We start from the raw sequence: 17,137 nt of genomic DNA on the forward strand, positions 1-17,137 counted from the left end.
GCGTCAGGAGGCGCCGCGGGTGAACGTGCCGAGGCCGGTGTGGTCGAGGCCGGCCACGGTGACCTTCGCGGCCCGGCCGTCCGCGCCCACGGTGAAGCGGACGCCCTCCAGGCCCACGGAGTTCTCCCCAGGGGTGCGGTAGGAGAAGGTGTCGCCGGCGTAGTGGCGCAGCGGCAGCCGGAGGGGCTTCGGCCCGAGCCGCATGACGAGCCCGCCGCCCTCCTCGGCGACGGTGAGCGGGCCGTAGTGGGCGTTGGCGTACACGCCCGTGTAGGCGCGCGCCGGCCGGGCGGGCGCGGCGTGCGCGGGCGGCCTGCCGTAGTCGGTCGCCGGCCGCTCGTCGCGCTCCATCCGGGCGAACGCCGCGCCGGTCAGCCGCAGCCAGTCCACGGTCGGGCGGCCGTGGCGGGCGACGTCCAGGAACGTCAGGGCCACGGCCTCGGCGGCGCCGACCGGCTCGCCGTTGGTGAGCACCACGATGCCGAGCCCTTCCGACGGAAGCATCGTCACGTTCGTCGCCGCGCCGAGCCGGAACGCGCCGGAGTGGCCGAGCTGGAGCCGGCCGAGGTCGTCGTAGGTCACGTTCCAGCCGAGGCCGTAGAAGCCGGGCCGGCCGTACGGGGCCGAGGGCGGGGCGGACAGGATGTGCGGCAGGTACGTCCGGTCGAGCGCGGACCGCTCGATGAGCCGCCTGCCCGCGTACACGCCGCCCGCGAGCTGGAGGCGCAGCCAGGAGCCGAGGTCGCGGGCCGTGGAGCTGGCGCCTCCCGCCGGCGACTGGGCCTGCGGGTCGCGGACGTGGCGGGCCTCCCAGCGCCCGCCCACCCGTACGTGGAGGGCGGCGCGGTCGGGCGCCCGGGCGTAGGCGGCGAAGGAGGAGCTGGTGGAGCGCATGCCCAGCGGCTCGTACAGCAGCGTCCGCGACAGCTCCTCCCAGGAGAGCCCGCGGGTCCTCGCCACGGCGAGCGCCGCCTCGGTGAAGCCGAAGTTGGTGTAGGCGTACTGGACGCGGAACGGGCCGAGGGGCTCGTCGCGCAGGTGCTCCAGGATGTAGCGGCGGTCGTGACCGAGGTCCTCCATCAGGTCGCCCGCGTGGTCGGGCAGGCCGCTGCGGTGGGAGAACAGGTCGGCCAGCGTCACGTGCCGGGTCACCCAGGGGTCCTTGAGCGCGAACCCGGGGTCGTGCCGGACGACCGGGTCGTCCCAGCCGACGGCGCGCGGCCCGCCGGCGTGCTGCCCGACCGCCCGCGCGACCACGGTGGTGGCCAGCGGCTTGGAGACGGACGCGAGCTGGAAGACCGTGTCCGGGCCGACGGCCCCGGGGCTCCCGGCGCGGCGCACCCCGTACCCCTTGAGGTGGACCACCCGGTCCCGGTACACGACGGTGACGGCCATGCCGGGCACTCCCGTCCGGCTCATCACGTCGCGCGCGATCCCGTCGAGCCGATCCACGGCGGCGTCCACGGCGGCCGGGCCGAGGGCGGGCGGCGGCTGCGCGGGCGGCGCCGCCGACAGCGTGGCCCGGGGGATGGCCGACGGCGTGGCCCGAGGGAAGGCCGACAGCGTGCCCCGAGGGGAGGTCGTCGTGCCCGGGGGCGCGGCACCCGTGCCGCACCCGCACAGCAGCGCCGCCGCCGTCACGGCGCCCACCAGCGACGTCGCGCTCCCCCGCCTCATGACCGCAGGTTAAGCCCCTCCCCGGCGGCCGGCGGAGAGGGGCCGCCCCCGGCGGCGTGTCACCCCGTCCCCCTGCCCGCCGCCTCAGCCGCGCGCCCCGAGGACCTCCATGTAGTGCGGGTTGGTCATGATCCCGAGGACGTTCCCGAACGGGTCCACCACGGACGCCGTCACGAACCCGTTGCCCCCGCGGTCCACGACGCCCTGGTGCTCCTTGGCGCCGAGCTCGAACAGCCGCTCCAGCGTGGCCGCCACGTCGTCGACCGCCCAGTACAGGACCACGCCGGAGGGCCCCGCGGCCCCGGCGCCCGGGCCGTGGGGACCGAACGCGCCGCGCACGATGCCCAGCTCGTGCTGGTAGTCCCCCACCCGGAACTCGACGTACGCCGGTCGGCCGTCCGGTCCGGGCACCTCGAAGTACGGCTGGACGCCGAGCAGCTCGGTGTACCAGTCGCGGGCGGCGGCTAGGTCGTCGGCGAACAGGTTGACGGTGGCGAATCCACGCAGCATGCGAACGCTCCCTCGGTTGCCCGGCAGGACCGTCCTGCCCGGTGTGTCGCGGTATGGAAGTAACAGTAGGAGCCCTTGAGGAACCTCCGGTTCCTCAAGGGCTGCCACACTCAAGGAATGCTGGAAACTTCTGTGCGGCTGCTGCGCCTGCTGTCACTGCTTCAGGCGCGGCCCGGCTGGGCCGGGGCGGAGCTGGCGGAGCGGCTGGACGTGACGACGCGGACCGTGCGCAACGACGTGGAGCGGCTGCGGATCCTCGGCTACGAGATCCACTCGGTCACCGGCACCGCGGGCGGCTACCGGCTCGGCGCGGGCACCGCCATGCCGCCGCTGCTGCTGGACGACGAGGAGGCCGTGGCGGTCGCGGTCAGCCTGCACGCCGCCGCGTCCGGCTCGGTCACGGGGATCGAGGAGACGTCGCTGCGGGCGCTGACCAAGGTGCAGCGGATGCTGCCGTCGCGGCTGCGGCACCGCATCGAGGCGATGCGCGCGGCGACCGTGTCCGTGGCCGGGCGGGGGCCGACCGTGGACGCCGGGACGCTCACCACGATCGCCGCCGCCATCCGCGACCACGAGCGGCTGCGTTTCGACTACGCGGGCCACGACGGCACCGCGTCGGTCCGCGTCGTCGAGCCGCATCGCCTCGTCTACACCGGGCGGCGCTGGTACCTGCTGGCCTGGGACGGCGACCGGGACGACTGGCGGACGTTCCGCGCCGACCGCGTAAGGCCGCGCACCCCCAACGGGCCGCGCTTCACCCCGCGCACGCCGCCGGGCGGCGACGCGGCCGCCCACGTCATGCGGGGCGCAGCCTCGACGGCCTACCGCCATGCGGCCCGGGTGCGGCTGCACGCGCCCGCGGAGGCGGTGGCCGACCGGATCCCGCCGGCGGCCGGCCTGCTGACCCCCCTGGACCCCGGCGACGGGGAGGCCGGGTGCCTGCTGGAGACGGGCAGCGAGTCGCTGCACGACCTGGCCGGCTTCCTCGGGAGCCTCGGCGTGCCGTTCACCGTCCTGGATCCGCCGGCGCTGCGCGCGCATCTGCGCGAGCTGTCCGCCCGCTACGCCGCCGCGGCGGCCCAGGTCGAGCCGACGGAGAACGCGGAGGAGGCCGAGAAGGCACCCCACTGAATGTCCGATATGTGACTGAATGCGAAAATGAAGGGGTCATGCCGACCAACCTCACCGTGATCCTGAACGACCGGCCCGGAGAGCTGGCCCGCCTGGGGGAGCTCACCGGCGAGGCCGGCGTGAACATCGCGGGCCTGGCCGCCTTCACGGGCGACGGCAAGGGCGTGATCCACGTCCTGGTCGCGGACGGCGACGCCGCGCGCTGCCGGCGCGCGCTGGAGGACGGCGGCATGGGGATCGCCGACGAGCGGCCGGTACTGGTGATCAACATCGAGGACCGGCCGGGCACGCTGGGCGAGCTGACCCGCCAGCTCGCGGACGCGAACGTGAACATCGACCTGGCGTACACGGCCTTCGGCGGCGTGAAGGTGGTCATCGCGACCGAGGACTTCGAGAACGCGACGGCGGCGCTGGAGGGCCCGTCGGCCTCGCGCCTGGACGAGGTGGCGGGCGCCCGCAGCATCTGGGACCAGCCCGCCTGACGCGCACGACGACGCCCCGGGCACCCCCTGGCCTGCGGGTCATCGCCGGGAGGCGGCCTCGAAGAGCCGCTCGGCCTCGGTGATCGCCTGGGCCAGGGCGGAGGGCTCCGGTCGCAGCCCGGCGACGATCGCGTCGAGGTCGCGCAGGCCGGCACGCCGCAGGAGCCGCTTCTCGTTGGTGACCCACTCGCCGCGCGCCGCCAGCACCGCGTGCGCCATGTTCATGGCGGCGGTGGCCAGCGCCCCGGCGACCTCCGCGACCTGGCCGCGCCGGACGTAGGCGGCTCTGGCGTACTGGAGGGTCATGTCCGCGCGCCCGCGCCACACCGGCGGGGCGGCCTCCCGCAGCGCCGGCGGGTAGTCGGGGCGGGGCAGGGAACCGCGCAGCACCTGGTTGACGGCCAGCTCGGCGACCACCAGGTAGCTGGGGACGCCCGCGAGGTGGAACATCAACGGCTCCCAGCGGAAGCGGCCCCGCCGGGCCTCGGCGAGCTCGTGCTCGACGACGTCGAGGTCGCGGTAGTGGACGTCGACGCGCCGGTCGTCGATCGTGAACCACGCTCCGCCGTTGAAGACCCCTCCGCCCCAGCCACCGATCTCGGAGATCTCGCCGTGCCAGCCGGTGGCGCGCAGCGTGTCCGGGTCGAAGCGGCCCCGGTAGTAGATCGCGAGGTCCCAGTCGCTGTCGGGAGTGTGGGTGCCCTCGGCGCGCGAGCCGCCGAGGGTGACGGCCCGCACGGCGGGAAGGGCGGCGAGCCGGTCGGCTACAGGGTCGAGAAACACGTCGTCAGTCACGACGCTCCCATCACGTGAAGGAGGCGGGCACACGGATCGAACGCTGGAGGAGAACTCGGACAGCGTCACGGGGATTCGATGCGACAGGCCATCACTTCATGGCGTCGATCATACCGTCCGAACCGCGGGCGCGGGATATATCAAACGCTCTGTGAGAAATAACAGGCGGCGGCTCCGCGATCTCCCCTCATCAGGCACTTCCAGCAGCTCCGAGCCCTGCCGGCGGGTAGCTGGTTCGCAGCTTTTAACACTGGACACCGTGATCTATCACATGCCAGTGTTAATGCCCGCGTCGACGACGCGGGACACCCCCTGGAGATACACCATGACCACTCGTTCGCCCTGGCCCGGTGGAAGCGCGGCCTCGGCTACGGCGTGTTCCTGCTGTTCGTGCTCGGGCTCGTCATCCCGCTGCAGCTCGGCATGATCCCGCTGTACCAGCTCATGCGGGACGCCGGGCTGCCCAGGACGTACACCTCGCTGATCGTCTTCTACACCGGGCACGAGCTGCCGCGGGCCTCCGAGGAGGCGGCCCACGTGGACGGCGCCACGGCGTTCCAGGGGTTCCGGCGGCACATCATCAAGGGCTTCGCGGGCGGGCTCAAGGGATGAGCGAAGGCGGCGGCACGCGGCTGGGCCCGGCGAGGCGGCAGGAGGCCATCGCCGAGCAGATCCTCGCCCGCGGCGACATCACGGCGGGCCAGCTGGCCGAGCTGTTCCAGGTCAGCCTGATGACGATCCACCGGGATCTGAACGAGCTGGAACGGCAGGGCCTCGTCCGCAAGCTGCGCGGCGGCGTGACCGCGCAGCCGTCCGGCGTCTTCGAGAGCAACGTCTCCTTCCGCGAGCGGTCGATGCGCGCGGAGAAGGAGGCGATCGCCGCGCGGGCGGCCGAGCTGGTGGAGCCGGGCATGGCGGTCATGCTCGACGACTCCACCACCAGCCTGGCCCTCGCGCGGCGGCTGGAGGCGCTGGCGCCGCTGACCGTCGTCACCAACTTCCTCACCACGATCGAGCTGGTCGCGGGCATGCCCGGGATCCGGCTCATCGCGCTGGGCGGCGACTACGACGTGCTGCACAACTCCTTCCTCGGCGTCACCTGCACCGACGCCATCGCCGCCCTGCAGGCCGACCTGTGCTTCGTGTCGCCCTCGGCGGTGACCGGCGGTCACGCCTACCACCAGGAGCAGCACATCGTGCCGATCAAGCGCGCCATGCTGGGCTCGGCCACGCGCAGCGTGCTGCTGGTCGACCACACCAAGCTGACCCGGACCGCGCTGTACCGTGTGGCGCGGCTCCAGGCGTTCGACCGCGTCATCGTGGACGCCGGGGCAGCGCCCGAGGCCCTGCAGGACCTCGACCAGCTCACCCGGTCCCTCGACGTTGCCGCCCTGCTCCCTCCGGAGGCGTCATGACCCCGCCGTCCCTTCCCGGCTCCCTCTCTTCGTGGCCGTCCTTTCCGCCCGCGCTCGCCCGGGTGCTGGCCGAGCCGCCGCGGGCCTACTCGCCCGCGGCGATCTGGTGGTGGAGCGGGGAGCCGCTGCGCCGCGACCGGCTGCGATGGCAGCTCGAACGGTTCGCCGAGGGCGGCGTGTGGAACCTCGTCATCCTCAACCTGGCGCCGTCCGGGCCGATGTTCGGCTCCGACGCCGACGACCCGCCGTTCTTCTCCGAGGCGTGGTGGACGCTGCTGGAGCAGGTGTGCGACGACGCCGAGGAGCTGGGGATCTCCCTGTGGTTCTACGACCAGCTCGGCTTCTCCGGCGCGGACCTCCAGGCGCGGCTGGTGGACGAGGAGCCGCGCTTCGCGGGGCGCTGGCTGGCGCCGGACGGCTCCGTCACGACCCGCGGCTTCGACTACCTGTCGAAGGAGGCGTGCGCGGCGCTCATCGACCGCGTCCACGGCGAGTTCGAGCGCCGGCTCGGGTCCCGGCTGGGCGGCGTGATCGCGGGCTCGTTCCAGGACGAGCTGCCGTCGATCCCGACCTGGTCGGACGGCTTCGCGGAGGAGTTCGCCCGGCGGCGCGGCTACGACCTCGCGCCGCACCTGCCCGCGCTGTGGCGCGAGGGCGAGGAGACCCCGGGCGCGGGCGCGCGGCGGGACGGAGGGGACGGGCCGGACGCCGGGCGGGTGCGGCGCGACTACCACCGGACGCGGGCCGAACTGGCCGAGGAGGCGTTCTTCCGGCCGCTGGCCGCCTGGCACGAGCGGCACGGCCTGGTGAGCGGCTGCGACCAGCAGGACCCGGCCCGCGCCGGCCACCCCGTGGAGGGCGTGCAGCTCTACGCCGACTACGCCCGCACGCACCGCTGGTTCGGCGCGCCGGGCTCCGACCACCACGGGGACGCGCGGATCCACTCCTCGCTCGCCCACCTGTACGGCCGTCCCCGCACCTGGATCGAGGCGTTCCACTCCAGCGGCTGGGGCGGCACGCTGGAGGAGACCTTCGACTGGCTGCTGCCCTGGCTGCGCGCCGGCGCCACGCTCTACAACCCGCACGCCGTGTACTACACGACCAAGGGCGGCTGGTGGGAGTGGGCGCCCCCGGCCACCGACTGGCGGCAGCCGTACTGGCGGCACCACCGCGTCTTCGCCGACGCCGTCACGCGGCTGTGCGCGGCCCTGTCGCTGGGGCGGCACTCGTGCGAGGTGGCGGTGCTGCTGCCCACCGCCACCGCCCAGGCGTTCACGGGCCTCGACGGCGCCGGCGCGGAGGCCGGTCGGGCGCAGGAGGTGTACCGGCGGCTCGTCGGCGACATGGCGTGGTTCCGGATGGTGCCCGGGGTGCTGGACGAGCTGGGGCTGGACGCGGACGTCATCGACGACGACTCGCTCCAGCGCGCCACCGTCCGGCCCGCCACCGCCACCGCCAGAACCGGGGCCGGGGCCGGGGCCGGGGCCGGGGCCGGGGTGAAGGACCTGGCGCGGCTGGAGGTGGCCGGGGAGTCGTACGCGGCTGTCGTCCTGCCCGCCTGCGCGGTGCTGGAGCCGGACACCGAGCGGGCGCTGGTCGCGTTCGCGGAGCGGGGCGGCCTGGTGGTGGCCGTGGAGACGGTCCCCGGCGGGCCGTTGCGCGACCTCGTCCGGTTCGCGCCGTCGGTGGAGGCGCTGGGGCCGCTGCTGTCGCCGCTGCGCCGGGTGGAGGCCCCCGTGCCGCCGCTGGTGCGCGAGGTGGACGGCGCGACGCTGGTCTACCTGCAGGCCGCCTTCCCCATGGCCAGCCGCGTGGCGGTGGAGCACCCCGACGCCCGGGGCGCCGACCAGGGCTGGGACTCGGCCACGATCGACTTCGACCCGTCCCGGTACGCGGCCGACATGCCGGTCCGGGTGCGGGGCGTCGCGGGGACGCCGCTGCTGGTGGACCCGTTCACCGGCGGGGCGCGCGTGCTGCCGTGCGCGGTGGACGGGGACGGCGTGGAGGTGGTGGTGCCGTTCGACGCGGGCCCGGCGGCGCTGCTGGTGTTCACGGGGCACGAGGCGCCGCCGCCCCCGCCCGCCGTACCGGCCGGGTCGCGCGAGGTGGACCTCGGGCCGGGCTGGGAGATGGAGCCGGTGCCCACCCTGGACGACACCTGGGGCGACCTCGGGCATGACGGGCCCGTGCTGCGCCGGTGGGAGGTGGAGCACCGCCTCGACGGGGAGGACGCCTGGCGGCCCGCGCACGCCACGTTCGGCCCGCACGGGGTCTGGCACCTCACGCCGGACGACGTGACCGCCCCCGCCCCCGCGACCGACCGGCCGGTCACGGACAGGCCGGCCGCGCACGCGGGCGAGCGGCGGGCCGCGGTGTTCTCGGTGTCGCGCGGGATCCGCAAGGACCCGATCCACCGGGTCACCCTCGGCCCCAAGGGGCACGTCCCGGAGGAGTTCCTGGACTTCGGCCGGGTGCCCGCGGGCCACGCCGCGTGGTTCCGGTGCGGGCTGACCGTCCCGGCGTCCGGCGACGCGGGGAGCCCGGCGTACCTCGCGGTGGGGGCGGCGGCGGCCAAGGCCGCCTGGATCGACGGCGTCGCGGTCCCCCTCGGCGACCGCGGTTACCTCGCCGTGGCCCGCGAACCCCTCTCCCCCGGCACGTACGTGCTGGACCTGCGGCTCGCCCCGGACGAGGCGGACGAGGCGGACGAGGCGGACGAGGGGGACGCGCCGCTGCGCGCCCACGTCGCGGTCGTGACGGACCCGGAGGCGTACCTGCGGCCCGAGTGGGTCGCCGGTCCCGAGGGGCCCGCCGAGCTGACCGCGACGTTCGTCCCGCGCGGGACCACGCTCCAGGTGGCCTCGACCGCGGCCTGCCGGGTCCTCGTGAACGGCGTCGAGCTGGGCCGCCAGGGCGGCTTCGACCCGTACGCGGACAAGCGCAAGCCCCGCGTGCGCCGCTACGACGCGGCCGGGGAGCTGCGGCCGGGGACGAACGTGGTCACGGTGCGGGTGGATGACGGCTCCGAGCCGGTCCTGGTGGACGGCTGCGCGACGTCGGGACCCGGCTGGGAGGCGGTCCAGGACGGCGTGCGGACACCGGCCCGCGTGCGCCGGTCCCAGTACCTCGACCCGGCGGCCCTCCACCTCCCGCGCCGCCCGCATCCTCTGCCGGACACCTCCTGGCTGTCGGGCGCCGGCGGGGATCCCGTGGTGCTGCGCGCCGTGCTGGGCGAGGAGGGGGCCGCGGGGCGGGTGGAGTGGCTGCGCTTCCGGGTGCCGCCGGGCGCCACCGCCGTCCGGGTGCCGCTGCGCGGCAAGGCCGTTCTCCAGCTGGACGGCGACCCCGTGGTGGAGGACGCAGTCGTGGAGGGCACGGACCTCCTGGACGTGCCGCTCGACGGGCGGGCGGGGCCGCGCGTGGCGACGCTGCGGGTGGAGACCGAGGCCGGGCATGCCGGCGGGGCGATCCTGACCGGGCCGGTCGAGTTCGACGCCGGGCCGGGGCCGATCGAGCTGGGCGACTGGGAGCGGACCGGCCTGCCGGAGTACAGCGGAGGCGTCCGCTACCGCCGCACCGTCACGGTGCCCGCCACATCGCCCGGCTCGGGGGTGCTCGACCTGGGGCGGGTGCGCGGCACGGCCGAGGTGCGGGTCAACGGCCGCCCGTGCGGGGTGAGGGTCTGCTCGCCGTACCGGTTCGACGTGGGCGCGGCGCTGCGGTCCGGAGAGAACACGGTGGAGGTCGAGGTGTACGGCACGCTCGCCCCGCACCTGGACGCGGTGAGCCCCACGCACTTCGTCTTCCCCGGCCAGCGGGTGACGGGGCTGTTCGGCCCGGTCCGCCTCGTCCTGCCGGAGGAGTAGCGCGCGGCTCAGGCGGCGTCCATGCCCAGGAGCGCGGCCAGCGACCGTTCCAGCGACTCCGTGTCGAGGGGCTCGTCGTTGATGAGGGAGTACAGCAGGGCGCCGTCGACGAACACCGCGGCGGCCCGGGCCGCGCGCGCGCCCGCGTACCCGCTCAGGCTCCTGGTCAGGCCGTCGAGCCACAGGCGGGCCAGGGGCCGCAGCTCGGGCCGGTGGGCCGCCGCGGCGTAGAGCTCGTTCCAGGTCACCATCCGGTCGCGCTCGCGCAGGTAGTCGGCGGTGAGCGCGGCGAGGGTGGCGGGCACGTCCGCGCAGCGCTCCAGCTCCTCGCTCCACAGGCCCAGCCCCTCCTCGGTGACCTCGGCGGCGCGCGCGAGGGCGGCGGCGACCAGGTCGTCCAGGGAGGCGAAGTAGTACGTCGTCGCCCCCAGCGGGACGCCGGCGCGGGCGGCGACGAGCCGGTGCGTCAGGCCGTTCACCCCGACCTCGGGGATCAGCTCGCAGGCGGCCTCGATCATGCGGCGGCGGCGCTCGCCGGGGTTGCGGCGGCCGGTCAATGCGCACCCGCCAGATTGAGCGTGACGACGCCGGCCACCACCAGCACCACGCCGGCGACCTTCGCCGCGGTGAGCGGCTCGCCCAGGAAGAGCATCCCGATGATCACGATGAGCGTGGTGCCGAGACCCGACCACACGGCGTACGCGACGCCCACCTGCATGCCCCGTTCCAGGGCCTGCGTGAGCAGCAGGAAGGCGGCTCCGTACCCGGCCAGGCAGCCCAGCGTCGGCCAGAGCCGGGTGAACCCCTCGGTGGTCTTGAGCAGGCTCGTCGCCACGACCTCGGCGACGATGGCCAGGGCCAGGAACACGTACATCATGGCGGAGGACTCCAGAAGTAGTACATTCGTACATGTACAAGCGTACTACTCCGCGTACGTCAGGGAATGTCGAAGGGTGTCGCTCCGCGTCTCGTCCGGGCCGGCCGCGTACGGTCGTGCTCATGCGGACACTGCGGAGCGCTCCGTGAAGCGCGGCGGCATCCTCAACGCCGCCCTCGCGGGGGCCGTCGCGCGGCTCGGGCACACCGACCGGGTGCTGGTCTGCGACAGCGGCATGCCGCTGCGGCGCGGCGCCGAGATCGTGGACCTGGCCTTCCTGCCGGGGATCCCGGCGTTCGAGACGGTGCTGGCCGGCCTGCTCTCCGAGATCGTCGTGGAGGGCGCCACGGCAGCCGAGGAGGTGCGCGAGGCCAACCCTGCGTGCGACGCCCTGCTGCGCGCCCGGCTCCCCGGCCCGGCGTACGTGCCCCACGAGCGCCTCAAGGAGCTGGGCCGGGCCGCCGAGCTGGTGGTCCGCACGGGCGAGGCCCGTCCCTACGCCAACGTGATCCTGCACTGCGGCGTCCCCTTCTGAGCGTCCGGGGTTTGATTGACGCCGGTGTCAAGCTTGCATACTTGCCCGCATGATCCTCACGCAGGCAGAACTCGACTATCTGGCCGGGCAGCGCATCGGCCGCCTCGCCACCGTCTCCCCCGCCGGTGACGTGCAGAACAACCCCGTGAACTTCTTCGTGGACGCCGCGTCGGGCACGATCACCATCGGCGGGCACGCGCTGGGGGTGTCCAAGAAGTTCAAGAACGTCCAGCAGGGCAGCACCGTGTCCCTCGTCGTGGACGACCTGGCCTCGGTGGACCCGTGGGTGGTGCGCGGCATCGAGATCCGGGGTTCGGCGGTGGCCCTGACCGACGCCGAGCCGCCGGTGCCGTACTTCTCGCGGGAGATCATCACGATCTCCCCGAACAGGATCATCTCCTGGGGGCTCGACGGGCCCCGGACGAGCCGCAAGGTGTGACACCGGTCGGCGGGCGCGAGCTCGCCCGCCACACGGCGTCCCCTTCGCGCCCGCTGGGCACCGACTTTCCGGCATTCGCTGGCGGATGCCCCCGCCGGCGGCGACGATGGCGGCGTGAGCGGACGCGGGCCGGGCTGGCGGATCCTGGTGGCGGCACTGGCCACCGTCACCGTGACCGTGCTGGTGCTCAAGGTATGGCGCGCGTACACACCCGACGAGAAACCCAACCTGGCCGACGTCGTGGCCGTGGCGCTGACCGGGGCGACCGTCATCGCCGCGGTGGTGGCCTGGGTCCGGCGCGCGAACGGCACCGCCGCCAGGATCGACGCCGACGTGGAGGCCGCCGCCGAGGTGCTGGCCGGGCTGGTGGAACGGCAGTGGCGCACCGAGGCCCGGCACCGGCTCCTGGACGACCCCACGCCGATCCCCGTGCGCTGGCGGCTCACCGCCGACGCGTCGCTCATGAGCCATCCCGGCCTGATCACCGCCGGGCGGGATCCCGGCTTCACCGGCCGCAGCGACGACGTGGCGGCGCTGGCGCTGGCGTTCCGCGGGCTGACCCGCCGGCGGCTGGTCATCACCGGAGGCCCGGGGACGGGCAAGACGACCCTGGCGGTGCAACTGCTGCTGCAGCTGCTCGCCACCCGCAGGTCCGACCTTGCCGGCGCCGCCGGGGAGATCGTGCCGGTTCCGGTGCTGCTGCCGGTCTCCGGCTGGGACGTCGACGTGCACCCGCGCCTGCAGGACTGGCTGGCCGTCCGCCTGTTACGCGACCACCCCGCGCTGGCCGCGCCGCAGCTCGGTCCCGGCTCCGCCGCCGCGCTGGCCGAGGGCGGGCACGTCCTGCCGGTCCTGGACGGCCTGGACGAGATCCCCGAGCACGCCGCGGCCCGGCTCATCGACGCTCTCAACGCCTCGCTCGGCGCCCGGGACCAGCTCGTCCTCACCAGCCGGACAGCCGAGTTCGCCACCGCCGTCCGCCAGGCCGGCCGGCCGCTGACCGCCGCCGCGGTCATCTCCCCCCGGGCACTCACGCCCGACGCCGCCGCGGACTACCTGACCGCCTGTCTGCCCGCCTCCCCTCCTCCCGTCTGGCGGGAGATCCTGACCGCCCTGCGCGCCCGCGCCCTGCCCGGCCTCACGCAGCTCGCCGCCACCCCGCTCGGCCTGTGGCTGATCCGCACCGTCGCCATCGCTCCGGGCGCCGACCCCTCCTCGCTCACCGGGCCTCTCGGCGGCGACACCGCGGCGCTGCGCGCCCACCTGCTCGACCGGCTCATTCCGGCCCTCATCGCCGCCCGGCCGCCCGGCGCCGGCCCCGGGGACCCCTTCCGCCCACGCCGGCGGCTCGATCCGGGCGCCACCCGCCGCTACCTCACCTATCTGGCCCGCGCCTTCCCGCCCGCCACCGGCCGCGACCTCGCGTGGTGGCGCATCGCCGGCACCGTTCCCCGCCTTCAGGCGACGGTCAGCACCCTCGGGCTCACGGCCGGGCTCGCGAACGGCGTCGTGGTCGGGGTCCAGTCCACTCCCGCGGCCGGGCTCGTGGTCGGGCTCGTGCTCGGCCCGGTCATGCTCCTGCTGGCGCGCGGCGCCGCCGGATCCCTCGCCGCCGAGACCCCCGGCTACGCAGACCTGCGCCTGCGCGGGCGGACACGGTTGCTGCTCCGCTCGATCAGGGGCAGGTTCTGGGACGGGCTCATGACCGGGCTCTGGATCATGATCGGGGGCGTCTTCGCGTCCGTCGTCACGAGCGGCCTCGACGACTTCACCGACCTGCTCCTCGGCTCAGCCGTCATCAGCCTCCTGGCCGGGTTCGCGCTCACCCTGGCGTTCGGGCTGATCGCCTGGGGGGAACAGCCCACGCTCACCTCCACGAGCACGCCCCGCTCCAGTTGGCGGGCCGACCGGGGCCTCGTGCTGCTGCGCGTGCTCGCGAGCGGCGTCTCGGCCGGCCTCGTGTTCGGGTTCCTGGTCGGCTTCACGTCCGGCTGGTCCGACGGGCTCCTGACGGGCCTGTTCGCCGGGCTCGTGCTGGGGGTGGGCAGCGGGCTGACCATGGGCACCCACCGCGCGTGGCTGATCTGCGCCGTCGCCGTGGCTCAGGAGGCCCTGGCGCGCCGGCTCCCCTGGCGGATCATGGACTTCCTCGACGACGCCCACCGGCTGGGGCTGCTGCGCGCCGTCGGGCCGGTCTACCAGTTCCGCCACGCCGCCCTGCACGACCACCTCGCCGCCGACGGACCGCCTTCCGCGGAGGCGGGGCCGGCGGTCCCCGGCTCGGCCGACGAGCCGGCGGCCGCCCTGGAGGTGGTGCGGACGGCGGACGACGCTCAGGAGGTCGCGCCGCCCGGTGGCCGGCGTCCGAAGGAGTAACGCAGGACGCGGCCGCCCTGGCGGGACAGGGCGGTGCCGCGGGCCATGAGCCGCGTCAGGGCGCGCAGCGGCTGCGGGAACGCAGCCGCCTCGGGGACGCGGGTGAGCAGCAGCTCCTGCTCCAGGGTGAGGCCCGCGCCCCAGGTCTCCGGCTCGCAAGTGCGATATTTTGGCTGTGCCTGAAATCACTGGCATCGAGGATGGGTGGCCGTGGCGGACGACGAGCGGAACAAGCAGGTGCTCGCCTGGGTGGAGCGGGTGGCGACGTTCGTCTCCGAGGAGTGGGGACTGGCCCCGATCACGGGGCGCGTCCTCGGCTGGCTCATGGCCTGTGACCCGCCCGAGCAGACCGCCGGTGAGATCGCCGACGCCATCGGCGCGAGCCGCGCCTCCCTCACCACGAACATGCAGCTCCTCACGTCCATCCGGCTGGTGCGCCGCTTCCGCAAGCCGGGCGAGCGCACCGTCTACTACCAGATCGAGGACGACGCCTGGGCCAAGGTGATCCGCCAGAAGCTGGCCGCGTTCGCCGCCTTCGACGACCTGGCCCGGGAGGGGCTGGAGCTGGGCTGGGACGACGAGGCGCGGACGGCGCGCATCCGCTCGGCCAGGGCCGCCATCGCCGGCCTGGCCGGCCTCCTCGACCAGGCCGGGGGTCAGGCTCGGCCCGGTCAGGCGTAGACCGGGCCGCGCCGAGAACCGCACGACGGCGCGGCTCCTCGTGCGCGCCCCCCGCCGTCCCCCGTCTGACGCGCGGCCGGCGCCGCTCACCCTTCCCCCGATGCCCGCGCCCGTCGCGGCGAACCCGAGGGCGATCGTCGGCGTCGTAGGAGATGGTCCCGTCGGGGCGCACGAAGCCGGACAGGGGCGCGAAGGCCGGGTGCCGCGGCACGTCGAACGGGGGACTCCATGGTGCTGAGAATCCATTTCACGGGTGACGACCTCGCGCGGACGCGCATCGCCCCCGGCTGCGACGCCATGTGGGAGGTGATGCTCAGCCTCTACCGGTTACGCCGCCGCGAGGGGGCGATCGTCTTCACCCAGTGGAAGAGGGAGGCGCTGGCGCAGGCGCCCGCGGCGACCAGGATGCTGACGACCCTCGTGCCCACGCAGGGCTACGCCGTCGACTTCCTCACCCCGCGCACCGAGCCGGGCTCGATCGCGGCCGGAGCCGAGGCCCTGCGCCGGACCCCGCGCGAGCGGCTGCGCACGGACCTGGTCGAGCTGGCCTGGCGGCATCCCGGCAGGCGGCTGCCCGGATGGCTGGGCGGCCTCGCCGCGGGCGGCCCGCGGGCGCTGGACGCCGTCGCCGACGCGGCCGAGACCTACTTCGAGGCGTGCCTGTCGCCGTACTGGTCGCGCATCCGCGCGCAGGTGGCCCAGGAGCGCACCCGGCGCGGCCGCGTGCTCGTCGAGGGCGGCTGGGGGGCGGTGTTCTCCACGCTCCACCCGTCGGCGCGGTGGAGCTACCCGACGCTGGAGCTGTCCTATCCGGCCGACCACGACATCCATCTCAACGGCCGGGGGCTCGTGCTGCAGCCGTCCTTCTTCTGCCGGCGGACGCCGATCACCCTGCGCGACCCCGAGCTGCCCCCGGTGCTGGTCTACCCGATCGAGCACGACCCCGCCTGGGCGCACGGCGACGCGCACTCCCGGCGCCCGACGCTCACCGGCCTGCTGGGCCCGACCCGGGCGCACGTGCTGGAGACCATCGCCCACGGCGACTGCACCACCGGCGAGCTCGCGCGCCAGCTCGACATCCCCGGCTCGACCGCCAGCCGCCAGGCCACCACCCTGCGCGAGGCCGGCCTGGTGACCAGCCATCGTCTCGGCCAGGCGGTCGTCCACACCATCACCGACCTCGGCGTGGCCCTGCTCGACGGCCGCCGCCCCGGCCTGATCGCCTGACCGCTCGACCGGAGAACCGCCCGGTCGGTCCGATCGGGAGGCCGGGCGAGGTCACGGGACGCGCGTGCGGAAGCGGGTGCGGTAGGTCGTGGCGCTCAGCCCGTAGTAGCCCTTGAAGCGCCGCGCGAAGTGGCTCTGGTCGGCCCACCCCACCGCCTGGGCGATCGAGGTCACCGGCTCCTCGGTGCGCAACAGCAGGTCGGCCGCGGTCTCCACCCGCAGGCGCGCGAGGTAGGCCATCGGCGGCAGCCCCGTGGCCGACTTGAACAGCCGCACCAGGTACGCGGGGCTGAGCCCGACCGTCCCGGCCAGCTCCCCCAGGGTCCACTCCCGGGCCAGGTCGGCCTCCACCATCCGCACGACCCGCATGACCGTCGGGTGGGTCAGCGCGGCCTCCTCGCCGACCTCGTCCCGGACGGAACCGACCGTGCGGGACAGCAGGCCGAGGAAGAGCGACAGCCAGCCGATCACGTCGGCCCGGTGACGCCGGATGCTGCCTTCCCGCAGCCGGTCGAGCTGCTCCAGGTAGCCGACGGACCGGCCGAGGTCGGGCTCGTCCAGGTGGGCGGTGAGCACGCCCCGGCGCTGCAGGGAGTGCGGGCCGGTCCAGAGCAGGTAGCCGAGCAGGGCGTCCTCGCGGGTCCAGGACAGCTCGTTGCGCAGCAGGTCGGTGCCGACGCAGCAGTTGTACAGGTCGAGCCCGGCGCACCGCTCGTACCCGTGCCACACGCCCGGCCGCAGCAGCACGACGTCGCCGACGCCCAGCTCGTGCCGCCCGGACAGGGAGTGGTGGACGGCGGCGCCGCCCACGACGACGGCGATCTCGACGAAGCTGTGCGTGTGGACGGGCTCGTCGCCCTCGTGCCGGTAGCGGCGCGCGTAGGCGGGCGAGCCGTCGTCGAAGTGGAGCAGCCCGCGGGTCATCTTCAGCGGCGAACCCGTCACATCGGCCACCCTAGCCCCGCAGATCAGGTCAATTTCCTCCAAGTCAGATGTCTTTCGTGCTATCTGCGAAGCCTCCCCACCTCGGATGATGCTCATTGACACCCCGGACACGAGCCGGTCATATCCGCGGCCTCGGTACGACGGACCTCCGTCCGCGACCTCCTCGTCCCGCCCCGCGCTC

Annotated in this window: 16 protein-coding genes; 10 read left to right on the plus strand and 6 right to left on the minus strand. The window is 74.7% G+C overall.

Features of this window, described 5'->3' with window-relative positions:
* Window positions 1-3: 3 nt before the first annotated feature.
* Window positions 4-1,677, minus strand: a complete 1,674-nt coding sequence (locus HTZ77_RS11225) for a serine hydrolase (protein ID WP_175589445.1) — start codon at window positions 1,675-1,677, stop codon at window positions 4-6.
* An 84-nt stretch (window positions 1,678-1,761) separates the two neighbouring features.
* Window positions 1,762-2,187: a VOC family protein gene (locus HTZ77_RS11230; RefSeq protein ID WP_175589446.1), complete on the minus strand. Its 426-nt coding sequence runs from the start codon at window positions 2,185-2,187 to the stop codon at window positions 1,762-1,764.
* 117 nt (window positions 2,188-2,304) lie between these two features.
* Here HTZ77_RS11230 and HTZ77_RS11235 point away from each other — a divergent pair, with 117 nt between their 5' ends.
* Together HTZ77_RS11235 and HTZ77_RS11240 are read left to right on the plus strand one after the other, a co-directional pair.
* Window positions 2,305-3,318, plus strand: a complete 1,014-nt coding sequence (locus HTZ77_RS11235; protein ID WP_175589447.1) for a helix-turn-helix transcriptional regulator — start codon at window positions 2,305-2,307, stop codon at window positions 3,316-3,318.
* Between the two features lie 38 nt (window positions 3,319-3,356).
* On the plus strand, window positions 3,357-3,800 hold the full coding sequence (locus tag HTZ77_RS11240; RefSeq protein WP_175589448.1) for an amino acid-binding protein: 444 nt from the start codon (window positions 3,357-3,359) through the stop codon (window positions 3,798-3,800).
* Between the two features lie 39 nt (window positions 3,801-3,839).
* On the opposite strand, the gene HTZ77_RS11245 is transcribed toward HTZ77_RS11240, so the two are convergent.
* Window positions 3,840-4,595 (minus strand): nucleotidyltransferase domain-containing protein, encoded by a 756-nt coding sequence (locus tag HTZ77_RS11245; protein WP_175589449.1) that lies wholly within the window; start codon window positions 4,593-4,595, stop codon window positions 3,840-3,842.
* 375 nt (window positions 4,596-4,970) lie between these two features.
* Here HTZ77_RS11245 and HTZ77_RS11250 point away from each other — a divergent pair, with 375 nt between their 5' ends.
* Genes HTZ77_RS11250 through HTZ77_RS11260 form a run of 3 tightly spaced genes read left to right on the plus strand, consistent with a single transcriptional unit; the run spans window position 4,971 to window position 9,876 of the window.
* Window positions 4,971-5,207, plus strand: a complete 237-nt coding sequence (locus HTZ77_RS11250) for an ABC transporter permease family protein (protein WP_175589450.1) — start codon at window positions 4,971-4,973, stop codon at window positions 5,205-5,207.
* Entirely contained in the window at window positions 5,204-6,010 is an 807-nt protein-coding gene (locus tag HTZ77_RS11255) for a DeoR/GlpR family DNA-binding transcription regulator (protein ID WP_175589451.1), read from the plus strand. Before HTZ77_RS11250 ends, HTZ77_RS11255 begins: the two co-directional genes overlap by 4 nt.
* Window positions 6,007-9,876, plus strand: a complete 3,870-nt coding sequence (locus HTZ77_RS11260) for a glycosylhydrolase-like jelly roll fold domain-containing protein (RefSeq protein ID WP_175589452.1) — start codon at window positions 6,007-6,009, stop codon at window positions 9,874-9,876. The genes HTZ77_RS11255 and HTZ77_RS11260 overlap by 4 nt, the downstream gene beginning before the upstream one ends.
* Window positions 9,877-9,884: 8 nt before the next feature.
* Here HTZ77_RS11260 and HTZ77_RS11265 read toward each other — a convergent pair whose 3' ends face one another.
* Window positions 9,885-10,433 carry a TetR/AcrR family transcriptional regulator gene (locus HTZ77_RS11265; RefSeq protein WP_205302491.1) on the minus strand — a complete coding sequence of 183 codons (549 nt, stop codon included), beginning with the start codon at window positions 10,431-10,433 and terminating at the stop codon, window positions 9,885-9,887.
* Entirely contained in the window at window positions 10,430-10,753 is a 324-nt protein-coding gene (locus HTZ77_RS11270) for a DMT family transporter (RefSeq protein ID WP_175589453.1), read from the minus strand. The genes HTZ77_RS11265 and HTZ77_RS11270 overlap by 4 nt, the downstream gene beginning before the upstream one ends.
* Window positions 10,754-10,898: 145 nt before the next feature.
* Here HTZ77_RS11270 and rbsD point away from each other — a divergent pair, with 145 nt between their 5' ends.
* From rbsD to HTZ77_RS11295, 5 genes are all read left to right on the plus strand, one after another.
* Complete coding sequence (gene rbsD / locus HTZ77_RS11275) at window positions 10,899-11,288, plus strand: D-ribose pyranase (protein WP_175589454.1); 390 nt, start codon at window positions 10,899-10,901, stop codon at window positions 11,286-11,288.
* Between the two features lie 49 nt (window positions 11,289-11,337).
* Entirely contained in the window at window positions 11,338-11,727 is a 390-nt protein-coding gene (locus HTZ77_RS11280; RefSeq protein ID WP_175589455.1) for a PPOX class F420-dependent oxidoreductase, read from the plus strand.
* A 114-nt stretch (window positions 11,728-11,841) separates the two neighbouring features.
* Window positions 11,842-14,103 (plus strand): NACHT domain-containing protein, encoded by a 2,262-nt coding sequence (locus tag HTZ77_RS11285; protein WP_175589456.1) that lies wholly within the window; start codon window positions 11,842-11,844, stop codon window positions 14,101-14,103.
* A gap of 210 nt (window positions 14,104-14,313) precedes the next feature.
* Window positions 14,314-14,784 carry a GbsR/MarR family transcriptional regulator gene (locus HTZ77_RS11290; protein ID WP_175589457.1) on the plus strand — a complete coding sequence of 157 codons (471 nt, stop codon included), beginning with the start codon at window positions 14,314-14,316 and terminating at the stop codon, window positions 14,782-14,784.
* A gap of 228 nt (window positions 14,785-15,012) precedes the next feature.
* Window positions 15,013-16,011 (plus strand): ArsR/SmtB family transcription factor, encoded by a 999-nt coding sequence (locus HTZ77_RS11295; protein ID WP_175589458.1) that lies wholly within the window; start codon window positions 15,013-15,015, stop codon window positions 16,009-16,011.
* 51 nt (window positions 16,012-16,062) lie between these two features.
* Here HTZ77_RS11295 and HTZ77_RS11300 read toward each other — a convergent pair whose 3' ends face one another.
* Entirely contained in the window at window positions 16,063-16,956 is an 894-nt protein-coding gene (locus HTZ77_RS11300) for an AraC family transcriptional regulator (protein ID WP_175589459.1), read from the minus strand.
* Between the last annotated feature and the right edge of the window lie 181 nt (window positions 16,957-17,137).

Source organism: Nonomuraea montanisoli, from assembly GCF_013363975.1.
Taxonomy (GTDB): domain Bacteria; phylum Actinomycetota; class Actinomycetes; order Streptosporangiales; family Streptosporangiaceae; genus Nonomuraea; species Nonomuraea montanisoli.

Bases quoted from the DNA above. Each gene is read 5' to 3' on its own strand.
- HTZ77_RS11255 (WP_175589451.1), top strand. From the start codon at position 5,204: ATGAGCGAAGGCGGCGGCACGCGGCTGGGCCCGGCGAGGCGGCAGGAG.
- HTZ77_RS11260 (WP_175589452.1), top strand. From the start codon at position 6,007: ATGACCCCGCCGTCCCTTCCCGGCTCCCTCTCTTCGTGGCCGTCCTTT.
- HTZ77_RS11225 (WP_175589445.1), bottom strand. From the start codon at position 1,677: ATGAGGCGGGGGAGCGCGACGTCGCTGGTGGGCGCCGTGACGGCGGCG.
- HTZ77_RS11235 (WP_175589447.1), top strand. From the start codon at position 2,305: ATGCTGGAAACTTCTGTGCGGCTGCTGCGCCTGCTGTCACTGCTTCAG.
- HTZ77_RS11230 (WP_175589446.1), bottom strand. From the start codon at position 2,187: ATGCTGCGTGGATTCGCCACCGTCAACCTGTTCGCCGACGACCTAGCC.
- HTZ77_RS11270 (WP_175589453.1), bottom strand. From the start codon at position 10,753: ATGATGTACGTGTTCCTGGCCCTGGCCATCGTCGCCGAGGTCGTGGCG.
- HTZ77_RS11240 (WP_175589448.1), top strand. From the start codon at position 3,357: ATGCCGACCAACCTCACCGTGATCCTGAACGACCGGCCCGGAGAGCTG.
- HTZ77_RS11295 (WP_175589458.1), top strand. From the start codon at position 15,013: ATGGTGCTGAGAATCCATTTCACGGGTGACGACCTCGCGCGGACGCGC.
- HTZ77_RS11280 (WP_175589455.1), top strand. From the start codon at position 11,338: ATGATCCTCACGCAGGCAGAACTCGACTATCTGGCCGGGCAGCGCATC.